Raw genomic sequence first — 15,049 nt, forward strand, 5'->3', positions numbered from 1 at the left:
CACAGGTTCGGAGTGCGGACCCACTTATTCTGCGGCGACCCGCTTGGCATCCAGCATCGGCTTGAGGTAACGCCCCGTATGGCTCTCGGCCACGACGGACACCTCCTCCGGTGTCCCCTCGGCAACGATCCGGCCGCCGCCGTCCCCACCTTCGGGGCCGATATCAATCAGGTGGTCCGCCGTTTTGATCACATCCAGATTGTGTTCGATGACCACGACCGAATTGCCCTGATCGACCAATTCATGCAGCACTTCCAACAGCTTGCGCACGTCCTCGAAATGCAGACCCGTTGTTGGCTCGTCCAGGATGTACAGCGTCCGGCCCGTTGATGCGCGCGCCAGCTCTTTTGACAGTTTGACGCGCTGCGCCTCACCGCCGGACAGCGTTGTCGCCTGCTGGCCGACCTTGATATAGCCCAGACCCACGCGCATCAGCGCATCCATCTTGGTCCGGATCGAAGGCACCGCCTTGAAAAATTCCTGCGCGTCCTCGACGGTCATGTCCAGTACGTCCGCAATGCTCTTGCCCTTGAACCGGATTTCAAGCGTTTCGCGGTTATAGCGCGCGCCCTTGCAGGTTTCGCAGGTGACATAGACGTCAGGCAGAAAGTGCATCTCGATCTTGATGACGCCGTCACCCTGGCACGCCTCGCAGCGCCCACCCTTTACGTTGAAACTGAACCGTCCGGGCTTGTAGCCCCGCGCCTTGGCCTCTGGCAGGCCAGAGAACCAGTCGCGGATCGGCGTGAACGCCCCCGTATAGGTCGCAGGGTTCGAACGCGGCGTCCGTCCGATGGGCCGCTGGTCGATGTCGATCACCTTGTCCAGATGCTCGAACCCCTTGATCGTCTCACAAGGCGCCGGGGCCTGCCGAGCACCATTCAGCTTCATCGCGGCGTTCTTGAACAGGGTTTCGATCGTCAACGTCGATTTCCCGCCGCCCGACACGCCCGTCACGCAGACGAATTTGCCCAACGGGAAATCCGCAGTGACGTTTTGCAGGTTGTTGCCCGTCGCCTTGACCACCGTCAGCTTCTTGCCATTGCCCTTGCGCCGTTCCGTGGGCACCGCGATTTCACGCGTGCCGGTCAGATACTGCCCGGTCACGGAATCGGCATTCGCCATGATCTCGGCCGGGGTGCCCTTGGCCACGACCTGTCCACCGTGCACCCCTGCCCCCGGCCCGATGTCAAAGACATAATCCGCCTCGCGGATCGCTTCTTCGTCGTGTTCGACCACGATGACGGTATTGCCCTGATCGCGCAGGTTTTTCAGCGTGGTCAGCAATCGGTCGTTGTCACGCTGGTGCAGACCGATGCTTGGTTCGTCCAACACATACAGAACCCCCGTCAACCCGGACCCGATCTGGCTGGCCAGCCTGATCCGCTGGCTTTCGCCGCCCGACAATGTGCCCGCATTGCGCGCCATGTTGAGATAGTTCAGACCGACGTTGTTCAGGAACCCCAGCCGTTCGCGGATTTCCTTGAGGATGGCGCGCGCGATCTCGTTTTTCTGCTTGGACAGCTGATCGGGCACCGCCAGACACCAGTCGTAGGCGTCCGCGATGGACATCTGCACGATCTCACCGATATGCAATTTGCCGATCTTTATCGCCAGCGCCTCTTCGCGCAGCCGGTATCCGCCACAGGCACCGCAAGGCCGGTTGTTCTGGAACTGCTCGAACTCTTCGCGGATCCAATTGCTGTCTGTCTCGCGGTAGCGGCGTTCCATATTCGGAATGACGCCCTCAAAGGGACGGCTGACGGTATAAACGCGCCCACCCTCGTCATAGCGGAACTTGATCTCTTCCTTGCCCGATCCCCGCAGGAACACCTGTTGGATCGCGGGATCCAGATCCTTCCAGCGCGCGGTTTTCTTGAACCCGTAGTGCTTGGCGATCGCCTCGATGGTTTGCAGGAAATAGGGCGATTTCCCCTTGCGCCACGGTGCCAGCGCGCCGTCCTCGATTTTCAGCGTGACGTCAGGGACCACCAGTTGTTCGTCGAAAAACAGCTCGACGCCCAGACCGTCACACTTGGGACAGGCCCCCACGGGCGCGTTGAATGAAAACAGCCGCGGCTCGATCTCGGGAATGGTGAACCCGCTGACAGGACAGGCAAAATTCTCGGAAAAGGTGATGCGTTCCGGCTCACCCTCACTGGGTGCGGTCTCGAGGATCGTGATGCCGTCCGCCAGATCAAGCGCCGTGCGGAACGAATCCGCCAGCCGCGTCTCAAGCCCCTCGCGTACCACGATCCGATCGACAACCACGTCGATGTCATGGCGGAACTTTTTGTCCAGCGTGGGCGGTTCGTCCAATTCGTAGAACTGCCCGTCAACCTTGACCCGCTGGAACCCCTGCTTGCGCAGTTCCAGGAACTCCTTGCGGTATTCCCCCTTGCGGTCGCGGATGATGGGGGCCAGCAGATAGCCGCGCGTGCCCTCTTCCATCGCCATGACACGGTCAACCATGTCCTGCACCTGCTGCGCCTCGATGGGCATTCCGGTCGCGGGTGAATAGGGCGTGCCTGCACGCGCGAACAGCAGGCGCATGTAGTCATAGATCTCGGTGATCGTGCCTACCGTCGATCGGGGGTTTTTCGACGTGGTTTTCTGTTCGATCGAAATGGCGGGCGACAGGCCAGAGATGTGATCCACATCCGGCTTTTCCATCATGTCCAGAAACTGGCGCGCATAGGCACTCAGGCTCTCGACGTAGCGGCGCTGGCCTTCGGCATAAATCGTGTCGAACGCGAGCGAGGATTTGCCGGACCCGGACAGGCCCGTAATCACCACCAGCTGATCGCGCGGGATATCCACGTCGATATTCTTGAGGTTGTGTTCGCGCGCGCCGCGCACTTCGATGTTCTTCAGCTCGGCCATATCGCCCCCAAGGCAGTGTCCCTTCTCAGATAGCAAGACAAATGCCGTTTGCCAGCCCCGAAAATGAACAAAGGATGAACACCGCAAGATTCAGCGGCGCTCATCCTTCTTCTGGTCAAAAATATCCCGGGGGTTTGGGGGCAGCGCCCCCAATCCTCACATGTGAATGACGCGACCGTAGGCGTCCAGCACACTTTCGTGCATCATTTCCGACAGGGTGGGATGCGGGAACACGGTGTTCATCAGGTCTTCTTCGGTGGTTTCCAGCTGGCGGCCCACGACATAGCCCTGGATCAGTTCGGTGACTTCTGCGCCGACCATGTGGGCACCCAGCAGTTCGCCGGTTTTCGCGTCAAAGATCGTCTTGACCATGCCTTCGGGTTCACCCAGCGCGATGGCCTTGCCGTTGCCGATGAAGGGGAACCGGCCAACCTTGATATCATAACCCAATTCCTTGGCCTTGGCCTCGGTATAGCCCACGGATGCAACCTGGGGATGGCAATAGGTGCAGCCCGCGATGCTCTCGGGTTTGACGGGGTGCGGATGTTTGCCTGCGATCAGTTCCGCGACCATGACGCCCTCATGGGACGCCTTGTGCGCGAGCCATGGCGCGCCGGCAATATCCCCGATGGCGAACAGACCGTCGACGCCCGTGCGGCAATATTCGTCCGTCACCACATGGGTGCGGTCGATCTTGACGCCCAAATCCTCCAGCCCGAGGTTTTCGACGTTGCCCACGATCCCCACGGCGGAAATCACCGTGTCGAATTCCATCTTTTCGACCTTGCCCTTGCTTTCGATATGGGCGGTCACCTTGTCCTTGGCGCGGTCCAATTGCTTGACCACGGATTTCTCCATGATCTTCATTCCCTGCTTTTCGAACTGCTTCTTGGCGAACTTGCTGATCTCTGCGTCCTCGACGGGCAGCACGCGGTCCATCACCTCGACCACCGTGGTATCGGCGCCCATGGTGTTGAAGAAGCTGGCGAATTCGATCCCGATGGCACCCGACCCGATGACCAGCAGTTTTTCGGGCATGCGTGGTGCCTGCAAGGCGTGCTTGTAGTTCCAGACGCGGTCACCGTCGGCCTCGAGGCCGGGCAGATTGCGTGCACGCGCACCGGTGGCCAGAACGATGTTCTTTGCTTCCAGTTGCTCTTCGCCCTTGTCGGTCTTGACGCTGACCTTGCCCTTGGCGGTGATCCGGGCCTCGCCCATGATCGTGGTGATCTTGTTCTTTTTCATCAGGTGGCCGATGCCGGACGACAATTGCCCCGCGACATTGCGCGACCGCTTGACCACGGCTGCCAGGTCAAAGCTTGGTTTTTCGACCGACAGGCCGAATTCCTTGGCCCGGTGCATCAGGTGGAAGACCTCGGATGAACGCAACAGCGCCTTGGTCGGGATGCAGCCCCAGTTCAGACAGATGCCGCCCATGTGTTCACGTTCCACGATCACGACCTTCTGCCCCAGCTGGGCCGCACGGATCGCGGCCACATAGCCACCGGGACCTGCCCCGATCACGATCACGTCGAAATTTTGTGCGGCCATGTCGCGGCTCCCTGCGCAAGAATAGTTTAACGTTGAACTAAATGTCCTGACCCAACTATATGACCCTCGTGGCCAAGGGCAACCCGAAGTTTCAGGCCTGGTCCGCCTGAAGCTTACGCAAGGTCAGACCATAGCCGCCGTTGGCCAGGTAATCGACCTCTGCCTTGGTGCTGGCGCGATCAAGTGCTGCATTGCGATACGGGAACCGACCGAATTCACGGATTACCTCGCGGTGCGCCTGCGCGTGCACACCATTGTCGCCCTCCGGCATCCGCGCATGCAGTAGCCGAACGGCCCGATCCTGGTCCGTCAGGTTTTCCGAATGCATCAGCGGCAGATAAAAGAATTGGCGGGCCGGCGGGTCGATCCGCAGATCCCAATCGCGGTCGATTGCCATTTTTGCCGCCGACCGCGCCAAATGGTCAGTCGCAAAGGACCGTCCGTCACCGCGAAACATGTTGCGCGGGAACTGATCGGTCAAAATGATATAGGCAAGCGCCTCTGACGGGCATGTCAGCCACAGGCCCAACCCGCCGTCCTCGGCCTCTTGCCAGCGATCCATGAACGTCTCGCGGATCTTGGCATCCAGCGCATCGTCCTGTCGGTACCAATCCGCCGGGTCGCATTCCTCGAGCCAGAACCGCAACACATCCTGTGGTGTAATCATCTTAAACGCCCTCCGCGCAGGCACAATTTGGGGCCAAAGTGTTCCAGACCCAAGCAAATCCGCGCGCGCCGCGCAAGCCTCAGTTGACCGAGGGTGTCGCGGTTGTGTCGTCTTCGCTGTTTTCGGCGATGGCGTCCTCGGCGGCGGTTTCCTCGTTTTCGATGTAAACCTCTTGCGCCATCTCGGTGACGATCGGTGTCGTCGACGGGCTCAGCGCGGAATAGCTTACCTGATCGAATTCCTCGGCGCTTCGTTCACGCTGAACCATCCGCACCAGACCGTAGGCACCCATCACGATCATCAGGAACGCGAGGAAAAGCCAGTATCCTGCGGGTCCGATCATATCCAGCATATAGCCTAGGATGACAGGTCCCAGGATCGCGCCCACGCCGTTCACGAACAGCAAACCACCCGATGCAGCGGCCATATCCTCGCGTTCGAGGTAGTCGTTGCAATAGGCAATCAACAGCGCATACAGCGGGTTGGATGTCCCGCCCACCAGCGCCCCCGACAACAAAGCGAGTGTGTAGGAGGCCGGGAAAAAACCGGCGATCAGCGACCCAAAGCCACCGACAAAGGCGACACCGATAATCAGGATACGCCGGTCCAGACGGTCCGACAGCCAGCCAATGGGATACTGGGCAATCAGCGCCGCCGTGTAGATGCCGGACACGAACAGCGAAATCTGCGCGACGCTGAACCCCGCCCGCGCGCCGTAAACCGCCGACATGCCGAACTGTGCCGAAAACACGCCACCCAGCAGGAACATGCCGACGCAGGCCAGCGGCGACGTGCGGATCAACTGCGTGACCTTCATCGGCTTGGTGCGGCCAAAGGCCGGCATCGGTTTGATCGACAACAGGATCGGCGCAAAGGCCATGGACACAAGCGCACTGGACACGATGAACAGCGTATAGCCTGACACATCGCCGCGCGTGATGATGAACTGCGCGCTGACGATGCCCGCCATCTGCACGATCATGTACAGCGACAGCGCCTGCCCGCGCGTCTCGTTCGAGGAGGCATCGTTCAGCCAGCTTTCGGCGGTGACATAGACGCCGCAGAAACAGAACCCGATCACCACACGGCCAACTGTCCAGGAAATCGGATCGGCCAGCACGGGATACAGGATCAGCACAGCCGAGATGGTCGATCCAAGTGCCGCAAAGACCCGCACGTGACCAACTCTGCGGATCAGTTCGGGCACCGTTTTCGAGGCGAACAGAAACCCCATGAAATAGCCCGACATCACGATCGAGATCTGCAGCGTGCTGAAACCTTCGATTTCGCCGCGCAGACCCAGCAGCGTGCCTTGCAAACCGTTACCGATCATCAGCATAAACATGCCCAGGAACAGCGCCCAGGACGAGGTGAATACGTTGATCATGGCGCGGCCCTTTCAAGCAGTGACGCAGTCAGTCAAGTGCCCCCGTCGCCGTCATGGCGAAGGTTGTCAACACTTTGCAACAGATTGTGGCAAAGGCTGCGTGACAGTTTGCGTGTTTTTGCCGGCCCGTGTCGCAAGTCGCATTTGAGGGGTCGTATTGTGCCAGAGGTTGCAGGCGGTTGATCGCTGATCCGCGCGCGGTGCCTGTTCCGCCAACCTACAATCCGTTAGGGCACAGCCGAACGCATCACACAGAACGACGGAGCCACCAGATGTTACTGCGCAGCCTGACCCTGATCACCGCCCTTGCCCCGCTGACCGCCATGGCGGCCGACAGCGAAAACAGGTTTGCCGTTGACGGGATCGGCGTCGGGCGGTGTTCGGTTCTGGTCGCCGCGAACGATGCGGGCGACACCGCACTGGTCGCAGGCTTTGGCAGCTGGGCATCGGGATATCTGACTGCGACCAACGCGCTGACACCGGGCACATTCGACATGACCCCCTGGCAATCAGAGAGCCTGATCCTCGCCCAGGTCGGCACGTATTGCCGCCAGAACCCCGATGTACCCTTTTTCGAGGCGCTACGCCGCCTGATCCAGCAGTTGGACCCAGTCAAACTGACCGAGGCCAGTGAGCCCCTCACCCTGACCGCAGGCGAAAACACCGCCCAGATCTATGCCGCCGTGGCGCAGGGCGTGCGCGATGCGTTGACGGCGCTGGATTACGACGTGGCCGACGGCGATGCGGGACTGACCGAGGCGATCAGCGCCTTTCAGACCGACAACGCGCTTGACCCGACGGGTCTGCCGGATCAGCGCACGCTGCTGCGCCTGTTCAACCGCTAGGATCGCCACCCGGCAACAACAGCGACGAATCCCCATAAGAGAAAAAGCGGTAACGCTCTGCGATCGCGTGCGCGTAGATGTCGCGCACGCGGTCGACCCCCATGACCGCCGAAACCAGCATCATCAGCGTGGATTTCGGCAGGTGGAAATTTGTCATCAGCGCATCGGCTGCACGCAATTTGAACCCCGGCGTGATGAAAATGTCGGTGTCGCCCGTCCACGGCTGAACCCCGTCATCGGTGGCTGCCGTCTCGATCAGACGCAGCGCGGTCGTGCCCACAGGAATGATCCGGCCACCGCCCGCTCGGGTCGCATTGATCTGATCTGCCGCCTCGGCCGTGACCTCGCCCCATTCGGCGTGCATCTTGTGCTGCGCAATATCGTCGACCTTGACCGGCAGGAACGTGCCTGCACCGACGTGCAGGGTGACATAGGTGAACTGCACCCCCTTGTCGCGAAGCGCCTGCAACAAGGCATCGTCGAAATGCAGTGACGCGGTCGGTGCAGCCACAGCACCCGAGGTCCGGGCCCAGGCCGTCTGGTAATCCGTGCGGTCCGCCTCGTCGGCGGGGCGCAGGGCGGCAATGTAGGGAGGCAGCGGCATCTGTCCTGCCTGATCGAGAGCCTTGTCGAAATCGCTGCCCGTCAGGTCGAATTCCAGATGCGCCTGCCCGTCGGCACGTCCCAGCACACGGGCCCGCAGCGTGTCGGAAAACACGATCACCTCGCCGTCGCGCACCTTTTTCAGTGGTTTGACCAGTGCTGTCCAGCCGATGGCCTGCGGGGCCAGCAGCGTGACCTCGATCCGCGCCGACGTCTCGCCCGCCTCGCCGGTACGGCTGCGCGTGCCGGTCAGCCGCGCCGGGATCACCTTTGTATCGTTCAGCACAAGGCGGTCGCCGGATTGCAGCAGATCGACGAGATCACTGACCCGGCGGTCGTCCAGTCGTTCAGGTGTCGCCACCAGCAGCCGTGCCGACGTCCGCGGACGCGCAGGACGGGTGGCGATCAGATCCTCGGGCAGGTCGAAATCGAAATCAGACAGTTTCATCGGCTTACCTGTGGTGGCGGGCGGCGAAAAATCTCGCGGAACATGCCCGGCGTGAACAATGACAGCGGATTGACCGTGACCTGTGGGGCCGCCGCCGTTCCCGCAAGGTTGAAATTGAAACCGATCAGACCTTCGCCCCTGCGGGTCAGGAAACTGCCGATCCCGTTAAGGATGTAAAACGGCGAGACGACGCCTTGGAACGCCACCTGCTTTGACGCCAGCGTGTAAATTCCATCCAGCGAAATGCCAAGTCCCGGTCCAACCGCGCTGGATTGTGTCACGGTGATCGCATCGGGGGTCAACCGAAACGCTGCATCCACCGTATCGAACGACAACCCCTGACCGTCCAGCTGCTGCAACAGGCCGACAACGCTGATGGCATCCAGCAATGCGGCGACACCCGGCGCGTCCCGCACCCGCAAATCGCGGATCGCGAGTGTGCCGTCATAGGCGCGCCGTTCCGGGGCCGGGACCAATGTCAGGTCCAGATTGCCACCCAGCGCCCCTTGCATGAACCCGCCCGCGCGCAGCACCGCGCCGGCATCCGTTGCCGCGATACGCACGGCTGTGCGACCGCCCGTCGGCGTCACCTCTCCGGTCACGGGGGCCTGCCCGTTGAATTGTCCGTCGAAACGGCCTGTCAGCCCGCCGGTCGTGTCAAAGCGGCCACGGAACCCGGTCAGCGCCAGCCCCCCCGCAATATCGAGCCGGTTCAGCGTCACGTCGATCGGACCGCCCTGCCCGCCACCGGACCCGCCGCCCAGCTGGGCGCGCGACAGATCCAGCACCCCGCCCGAGATGGTCACACCAACGGCCCGCCCGGCCCCGCGTCCGGTCAGGGTGACAGGCCCGTCGAACCAATTGCCGACCCGCACCCGGTCAAATCGCGCCGCCTGCAACTGGCCTTGCGCCAATGATACGGTGCCCGTGGCCCGCAAGCCCGGCGCCTCGAGGCTGATGTCCTCGACCTGCGGTGAGGCACCCAGTGTCGCGGTCAGTGCCAGGCTGCCTGATGTCGCCTCGGGTTTGATCCAGTTGATCGCGGGCACGGACAGGCCGACACCGGCCAGGTCCGATGTCAGGCGCAGGCGTGGCGGGCTGTCCCGAGGCAGGGTCAGGTCGATACGTGCCAGGCCGCGACCGCGGACGGCACCGGGCGGCAAACCGATACCAAAGGTCTGCAACGCGCCGGGCGTGATCGTGACATCCGCCGTGATCTGCGGTCGCGCGCCAGAGGGGCCGAACCCCTGCCGGTAGACCCCGCGCAGCGCCACACCGTCCAGACTGGCCGGGCCGGTCAGGATCAGACCATCGGGCCCGATTTCGGCCTCCAGCCGGCTGCTTGTCAGCCTGCGGTTTGGCACCAGCACATCGCTGCCAATGCGCGTCAGCACCGCCGTTGCCTCATAAGACACGTCCGGCCCACGCACGCCGTCCCGGATGGGCAGGCCAATTGCGGCGCGCACCGCCGCGCGGCCGTCTGCCAATGTCACAGGCAGGTTCGCCCGGTCCATCAACCGCAGCGGTGGCTGCGACAACAGCGACAGCGCCGCCGTCACCGTGCTGTCGGTGCGCAGGTCGATGTCGAGGCGTGCCGGTTTCTCTGCCAGATCGGGAATGACCAGCGTGGACCCTGCCACGCTGACGGCCCCTCCTTGCGGGGCAACCACCCGACCGGCGGAAACCGACAGCGCAAACCGGTCCTGTCCCAGACTGGCAAAACCCGCCGCATCCTCGATCCAGGGATTATCGCGCAGATAGCGCACCCGCGCGCCCTCGAACCCGAAACTGGCCGCAAGAACGGGTGCCGCTTCGGGCAGCAACCGCAACCCAAGGTTCACATCCTGCAGGGTGCCACCGTCGATATTGTTGGCAATCCAGCGACGTGTGCCCGGTCGGACCTGTTCCGGCCAGACCCGCATCAGCGCCTCGGGTGTCAGGCGATCCGCCGCGATATCCAGACGCGAGGTCCAGCCTTGCGCCGTAGCCGCCACCGTCATCGCAGCCTGCGCAGTGATGGCCGGATCGGTCACCGTGACCTGCCCGATATCCAGACGAAAGGGGGCAAGCCGCAGACGCATGTCGATATCCGCCCGCGCAAGCGGCAGGGGTTCGTCATAGACCCCGCGCGGGTTCAGCGCGATTTCGGTCGCAACCAATTGCATCACGAAACTGCGCGGCAGCCCCGCGCGGAAATCCTGTAACAGAACGTGTCCTTGGGCGGTAAACCTTGTGGACGCAGATGCAAGCGACAGCGCATCGACCGCGACCCTTTGGGCCTCGGGATCATAGCGGCCCACGATCGTGGCGGAATCCACCGGCAGCGGAACCGGCCCGCCTGTAATTTCACCAGCGCCAACGGACAAGGTCACGGCAAGCGGGGCCAAAACCCCATCTGCATCAAGCGCAGTCGTCAGTTGCGCGGATACGGGTGCATCCAGCGCGTCCAGAACGGCCAGCGCCGCTGACTGGCTGGCCAGATCACGCGCCGGCAGGTCGCGCACGGATACGCTGATATCGGCAGCCAGACTGTCACGCGGACTGTCCAGCGCCAAGTCGACCTGCGCTGTTCCCGCATCCCCCGCTAGCGCGACCGCAAGCGCGGCCGTCGTGCGCGCCGCCGTCAAACGCAGATCGAACCGCCCGTCGTCCACGGTCCAGACCCGATCGGCCCGCGCGTCGCGATAGGTCATCGCCACACCGTCCAGCGTCACCCCTTCGAGCGCGGCAAAGGCCGGACGTTCGCGCAACCCATCAAGCTGCGCCACCAATCCGCCCAGACCGTCGGCCAACAACGCGCCGTTGCCACCGGGGCGGTCAAATCCGAATTGAAACGCACCATCCGCGTCACGCCGGACCGATACCTGCGTCCCCGTCAGCGCGATCCGCTGCACCAGTGCCGCCCGTTCGAACAGCACGCCTCTTGGGGACAAGCCAGCTGCGATCCGGTCGACCTCGGCCAGCACCTGCCCCCTGCCATCGCGCAGCACCGTATCCATCAGCCATATCTGCGGATGCAGATCACGTCCCACGCGCAAATAGATATCGCCAAAATGCAGCGTCCCGCCGCCCAGCACCTCGGCGGCACGCGATTCGACCCGGTCGCGTACCCATGCAGGGGCTGTGATGTCGCGGTCCAGCACCGCAATTCCGGCCACAAACAGCAACAGAAACGGCAGCACGAACAGCCACAACAGCGCCCTGATGCCGCGGGACGGCATCCGCCTGCGCGGGATTGTCGCTGTTTCGGGGTCTGTCATGGTTTGCCTGTCCGCCTCACCGCGTTAGTTTCGCCGCAGATGGCGCAAAGCGAAACCCCGCGCCCGGGCCCACTGCTGAAGGATCACACATATGTCACAACCTGCCCCCGGTGATAACGCACCTGAAATCAGCCTGCCACGCGACGGTGGTGAGACGGTAACACTTGCGCAATATGCAGGACAAAAGGTCGTCGTCTATTTCTACCCGCGCGACGACACGCCCGGCTGCACCAAGGAGGCTGTGGGATTTACCGAACGGGCATCCGATTTCGCGGCCGCCAACACGGTTGTTCTGGGCATTTCCAAGGACACCGTCGCAAAACACGACAAGTTCCGCGACAAGCACAATCTGAGCGTGGTGCTGCTGTCCGATGCCGAAGGCGATGTCTGTGAACGCTATGGCGTCTGGGGCGAAAAACAGATGTACGGCAAGACCTTCATGGGGATCGAACGGGCAACTTTCCTGATCGATACCGAAGGCCGGATTGCGCAGGTCTGGCCCAAGGTCAAGGTGCCCGGCCACGTCGATGCCGTCCTCAACGCGGCGCAGGCCCTGTGACCCTCACACTCGCACAGATGGCGGTCGAGGTCCTGACAACCGCCGACGGTCGCGCCAAGACGGCAGTCAGTCATGCACATGCAGCGACATGGCGGGCGGCGCGGGCTGCAGGCACGCCCATTGCCATTGGCCGGGCAGCGCCGCCCGACCAGCCGGCCCGCCCCGCCCGGCCAGACCTGCTTGATCCGCGCGATGTGCCCCAGCGCAAACCCGGCTCTCCGGAAGGGCGGCTGGCCTTGCTGCATGCGGTTGCGCATATCGAACTGAACGCGGTGGATCTGCACTGGGACATCATCGCGCGGTTTTCCGACACGGCCATGCCCATCGGTTTCTACGACGACTGGGTCAAGGCCGCTGACGAAGAATCCAAGCATTTCAATCTGATGTGCGACAGACTTGAGGCGCAGGGTTCGCATTACGGGGCCTTGCCCGCCCATGCGGGCATGTGGCGCGCGGCCGAAGACACAGCCGATGACCTGCTGGGCCGTCTTGCCGTGGTTCCGATGGTGCTCGAGGCGCGCGGTCTGGATGTGACGCCGAACATGATCGAGGTTTTCAAACGCGCAGGCGACAAGGACACGGTCGCAGCCCTGAACGTGATCTACGCCGAAGAGGTCCACCATGTGTCCTACGGGTCAAAATGGTTCAACTTTCTTTGCGGGCGCGACAACCGCGATCCGACGCCCGTATTCCACGGCTTGGTCAGGCGCTATTTCCACGGCGCGCTGAAACCACCATTCAACGAAGAAAAGCGTGCGGAATCAGGGATGCCGCCGGATTTCTATTGGCCATTGGCGGCTGGATCATGATGCAGATTCGCGCGACTTCGGCGTATTCTTGCCCAAGAAATCTAATCGTCACTTAATTTTACCAAAAGCGTTGCTCCGATGCGTCAGTCTTTGTAAACGATCTTGACGCGGCAAAAAACAATACAGGCAGCTGCGCCGTGGGACAGGTAGGGAGAGACGCGTGAGATCACGTTTGGCGATGGCCGTGCACACACGGCTTGAAAAGAGATTTCCGGAAAAGCGGCTTTTTATTCGCTCGGACACCGAAACCCGTTTCATTCGTCTGCGTCCTTCTCACCAGCTCGTCGGGTGGAGCGTTGCATCGCTCCTTGTCGGCTGGTCCATCATATCGACCGCCGTGATCCTGATGGACAGTATCGGGGCCGGCAATTTCCGCGCGCAGGCCCAGCGTGATCAGATCATCTATGAACAGCGCCTGAACGCCCTTTCGACCGAACGCGATGCCCGCGCCGCCGAGGCTGTCGCGGCACAGCAGCGGTTCAGCTCCGCGCTTGAACAGATCTCGATCATGCAAAGCGCGCTTTTGGAAACCGAAGACAAGCGCCGCGAGCTGGAAACCGGTCTGGACGTGGTGCAGGCGACGCTGCGCGACACCATGCAGGACGTCAAGGCAACCCGCCTCGAGTTGGAACAGCTGGCCGCCGAGCCAGGATCCGCCGCCGCCGGTGCGGTGATGTCCGCACAGGCCGACAGCACCGTTGATCTGCTGGCATCCGCGCTGGCCGAAACCGCCGCAGAGCGCGACAAGATCGCCGCCGACGCGCAGTTCGCACTGGACAGCGCTGCGGAAACGCAGCTGGAACTGCGGCTCTTGCAGGACCGCAACGACGACATCTTCCGCCAACTCGAAGACGCGATGACGGTATCTGTCGAGCCGCTGGACAAGATGTTCCGCGCGGCTGGCATGAACCCCGACAACATGATCAGCCAAGTGCGCCGCGGCTATTCCGGGTCCGGCGGTCCTCTGACACCGCTGTCGTTCTCGACCCGCGGCGGTGCGCCCGATCCGAACGCCGAACGCGCCAACGGCATCCTGAACCGCCTGGACGAAATCAACCTGTATCGCATCGCCGCCGAAAAGGCGCCGTTCGATACCCCGGTCAAGGCGGCCTACCGCTTTACCTCAGGCTTTGGTCAGCGTTGGGGACGCCTGCATGCGGGCACCGATTTCGCGGCCCCCGTGGGCACACCGATCTATGCGACGGCCGATGGCGTGGTCACGAACGCTGGCTGGTCGTCCGGCTACGGTCGCCTGATCAAGATCCAGCACGAGTTCGGGATCGAGACGCGCTATGCTCACCTCTCCGCGATGCGTGTGAAGGTCGGTCAAAGGGTCTCGCGCGGTGAGCGGATCGGTGATATGGGCAATTCAGGACGGTCTACTGGTTCCCATCTGCATTACGAAGTGCGCGTGGGTGGCACACCCGTCAATCCGATGACCTACATAAGAGCGGGACAAGATGTTTTCTAAATCCAAGATCAACGAACCTGGCCCCAAGGCCGACACCGCCGCGCCTGCACCTGCAAGCCCCGCACCAGCGTCGTCCAGCAGCGATTACAAATCGCCCACCCCCGCCAAGGCCAAGCCGCCGGCATCCATCCTGTCGTCCGACCTGCTGGTCACCGGCAACATGAAAACCAGCGGTGATGTGCAGATCGAAGGTCAGGTCGAGGGTGACGTGCATGCCCACCTGCTGACCGTCGGCGAAGGCGCCACCGTCAAAGGCGAAGTGATCGGCGACGATATCGTTATTCATGGCCGCATCATCGGTCGCGTGCGCGGTCTGAAGGTGCGCCTGACATCGACAGCCCGTGTCGAGGGTGACATCATCCACAAGACAATCGCCATCGAATCCGGTGCCCACTTCGAAGGCTCGGTTCAGCGTCAGGACGACCCCCTGGCTGCCGGTGGCAAGGCTGCGAAAATGCCGACCGCTGCGCCCAAGGGTGCATCCGGGGACGCCGACAAAAGCTGATCCTTGACGCAGGATCATGATCCCTCACGGGCCACGTCTTATCGGACGCGGCCCGTTTTCG

The 15,049-nt window shown here is 62.4% G+C and carries 11 protein-coding genes; 5 read left to right on the forward strand and 6 right to left on the reverse strand.

Annotated features, from left to right (window positions below; all coding sequences use genetic code 11):
* Positions 1–24 precede the first annotated feature (24 nt).
* The 4 genes from uvrA to AN189_RS10050 all read right to left on the reverse strand — a co-directional run bounded on the left by uvrA (position 25) and on the right by AN189_RS10050 (position 6,488).
* Positions 25–2,883, reverse strand: coding sequence for an excinuclease ABC subunit UvrA (gene uvrA / locus AN189_RS10035; RefSeq protein ID WP_056034911.1), 2,859 nt, complete (start codon positions 2,881–2,883; stop codon positions 25–27).
* A 156-nt stretch (positions 2,884–3,039) separates the two neighbouring features.
* Positions 3,040–4,434, reverse strand: coding sequence for a dihydrolipoyl dehydrogenase (lpdA, locus tag AN189_RS10040; protein ID WP_056034914.1), 1,395 nt, complete (start codon positions 4,432–4,434; stop codon positions 3,040–3,042).
* Between the two features lie 91 nt (positions 4,435–4,525).
* Positions 4,526–5,101, reverse strand: coding sequence for a DUF924 family protein (locus AN189_RS10045; protein WP_056034917.1), 576 nt, complete (start codon positions 5,099–5,101; stop codon positions 4,526–4,528).
* Positions 5,102–5,180: 79 nt separating this feature from the next.
* On the reverse strand, positions 5,181–6,488 hold the full coding sequence (locus AN189_RS10050; protein ID WP_056034921.1) for an MFS transporter: 1,308 nt from the start codon (positions 6,486–6,488) through the stop codon (positions 5,181–5,183).
* A gap of 272 nt (positions 6,489–6,760) precedes the next feature.
* Between AN189_RS10050 and AN189_RS10055 the strand changes: the two genes are divergently transcribed.
* Positions 6,761–7,333 carry a peptidoglycan-binding domain-containing protein gene (locus AN189_RS10055; protein ID WP_056034924.1) on the forward strand — a complete coding sequence of 191 codons (573 nt, stop codon included), beginning with the start codon at positions 6,761–6,763 and terminating at the stop codon, positions 7,331–7,333.
* Here AN189_RS10055 and queA read toward each other — a convergent pair.
* Together queA and AN189_RS10065 are read right to left on the reverse strand one after the other, a co-directional pair.
* Positions 7,323–8,384 (reverse strand): tRNA preQ1(34) S-adenosylmethionine ribosyltransferase-isomerase QueA, encoded by a 1,062-nt coding sequence (gene queA / locus AN189_RS10060; RefSeq protein WP_056034928.1) that lies wholly within the window; start codon positions 8,382–8,384, stop codon positions 7,323–7,325. The genes AN189_RS10055 and queA overlap by 11 nt on opposite strands.
* Positions 8,381–11,644 carry a DUF3971 domain-containing protein gene (locus AN189_RS10065; protein ID WP_083484347.1) on the reverse strand — a complete coding sequence of 1,088 codons (3,264 nt, stop codon included), beginning with the start codon at positions 11,642–11,644 and terminating at the stop codon, positions 8,381–8,383. Before AN189_RS10065 ends, queA begins: the two co-directional genes overlap by 4 nt.
* A 91-nt stretch (positions 11,645–11,735) precedes the next feature.
* Between AN189_RS10065 and bcp the strand changes: the two genes are divergently transcribed.
* The 4 genes from bcp to AN189_RS10085 all read left to right on the forward strand — a co-directional run bounded on the left by bcp (position 11,736) and on the right by AN189_RS10085 (position 14,988).
* Positions 11,736–12,203 (forward strand): thioredoxin-dependent thiol peroxidase, encoded by a 468-nt coding sequence (gene bcp / locus AN189_RS10070; RefSeq protein ID WP_056034934.1) that lies wholly within the window; start codon positions 11,736–11,738, stop codon positions 12,201–12,203.
* 17 nt (positions 12,204–12,220) lie between these two features.
* Complete coding sequence (locus AN189_RS10075; protein WP_056034937.1) at positions 12,221–13,012, forward strand: ferritin-like domain-containing protein; 792 nt, start codon at positions 12,221–12,223, stop codon at positions 13,010–13,012.
* 160 nt (positions 13,013–13,172) lie between these two features.
* Positions 13,173–14,483: a M23 family metallopeptidase gene (locus tag AN189_RS10080; protein ID WP_253279596.1), complete on the forward strand. Its 1,311-nt coding sequence runs from the start codon at positions 13,173–13,175 to the stop codon at positions 14,481–14,483.
* Entirely contained in the window at positions 14,473–14,988 is a 516-nt protein-coding gene (locus tag AN189_RS10085) for a polymer-forming cytoskeletal protein (protein WP_056034943.1), read from the forward strand. The genes AN189_RS10080 and AN189_RS10085 overlap by 11 nt, the downstream gene beginning before the upstream one ends.
* Positions 14,989–15,049: the final 61 nt, after the last annotated feature.

This window comes from Loktanella sp. 3ANDIMAR09 (assembly GCF_001420005.1).
Lineage (GTDB): Bacteria > Pseudomonadota > Alphaproteobacteria > Rhodobacterales > Rhodobacteraceae > Loktanella.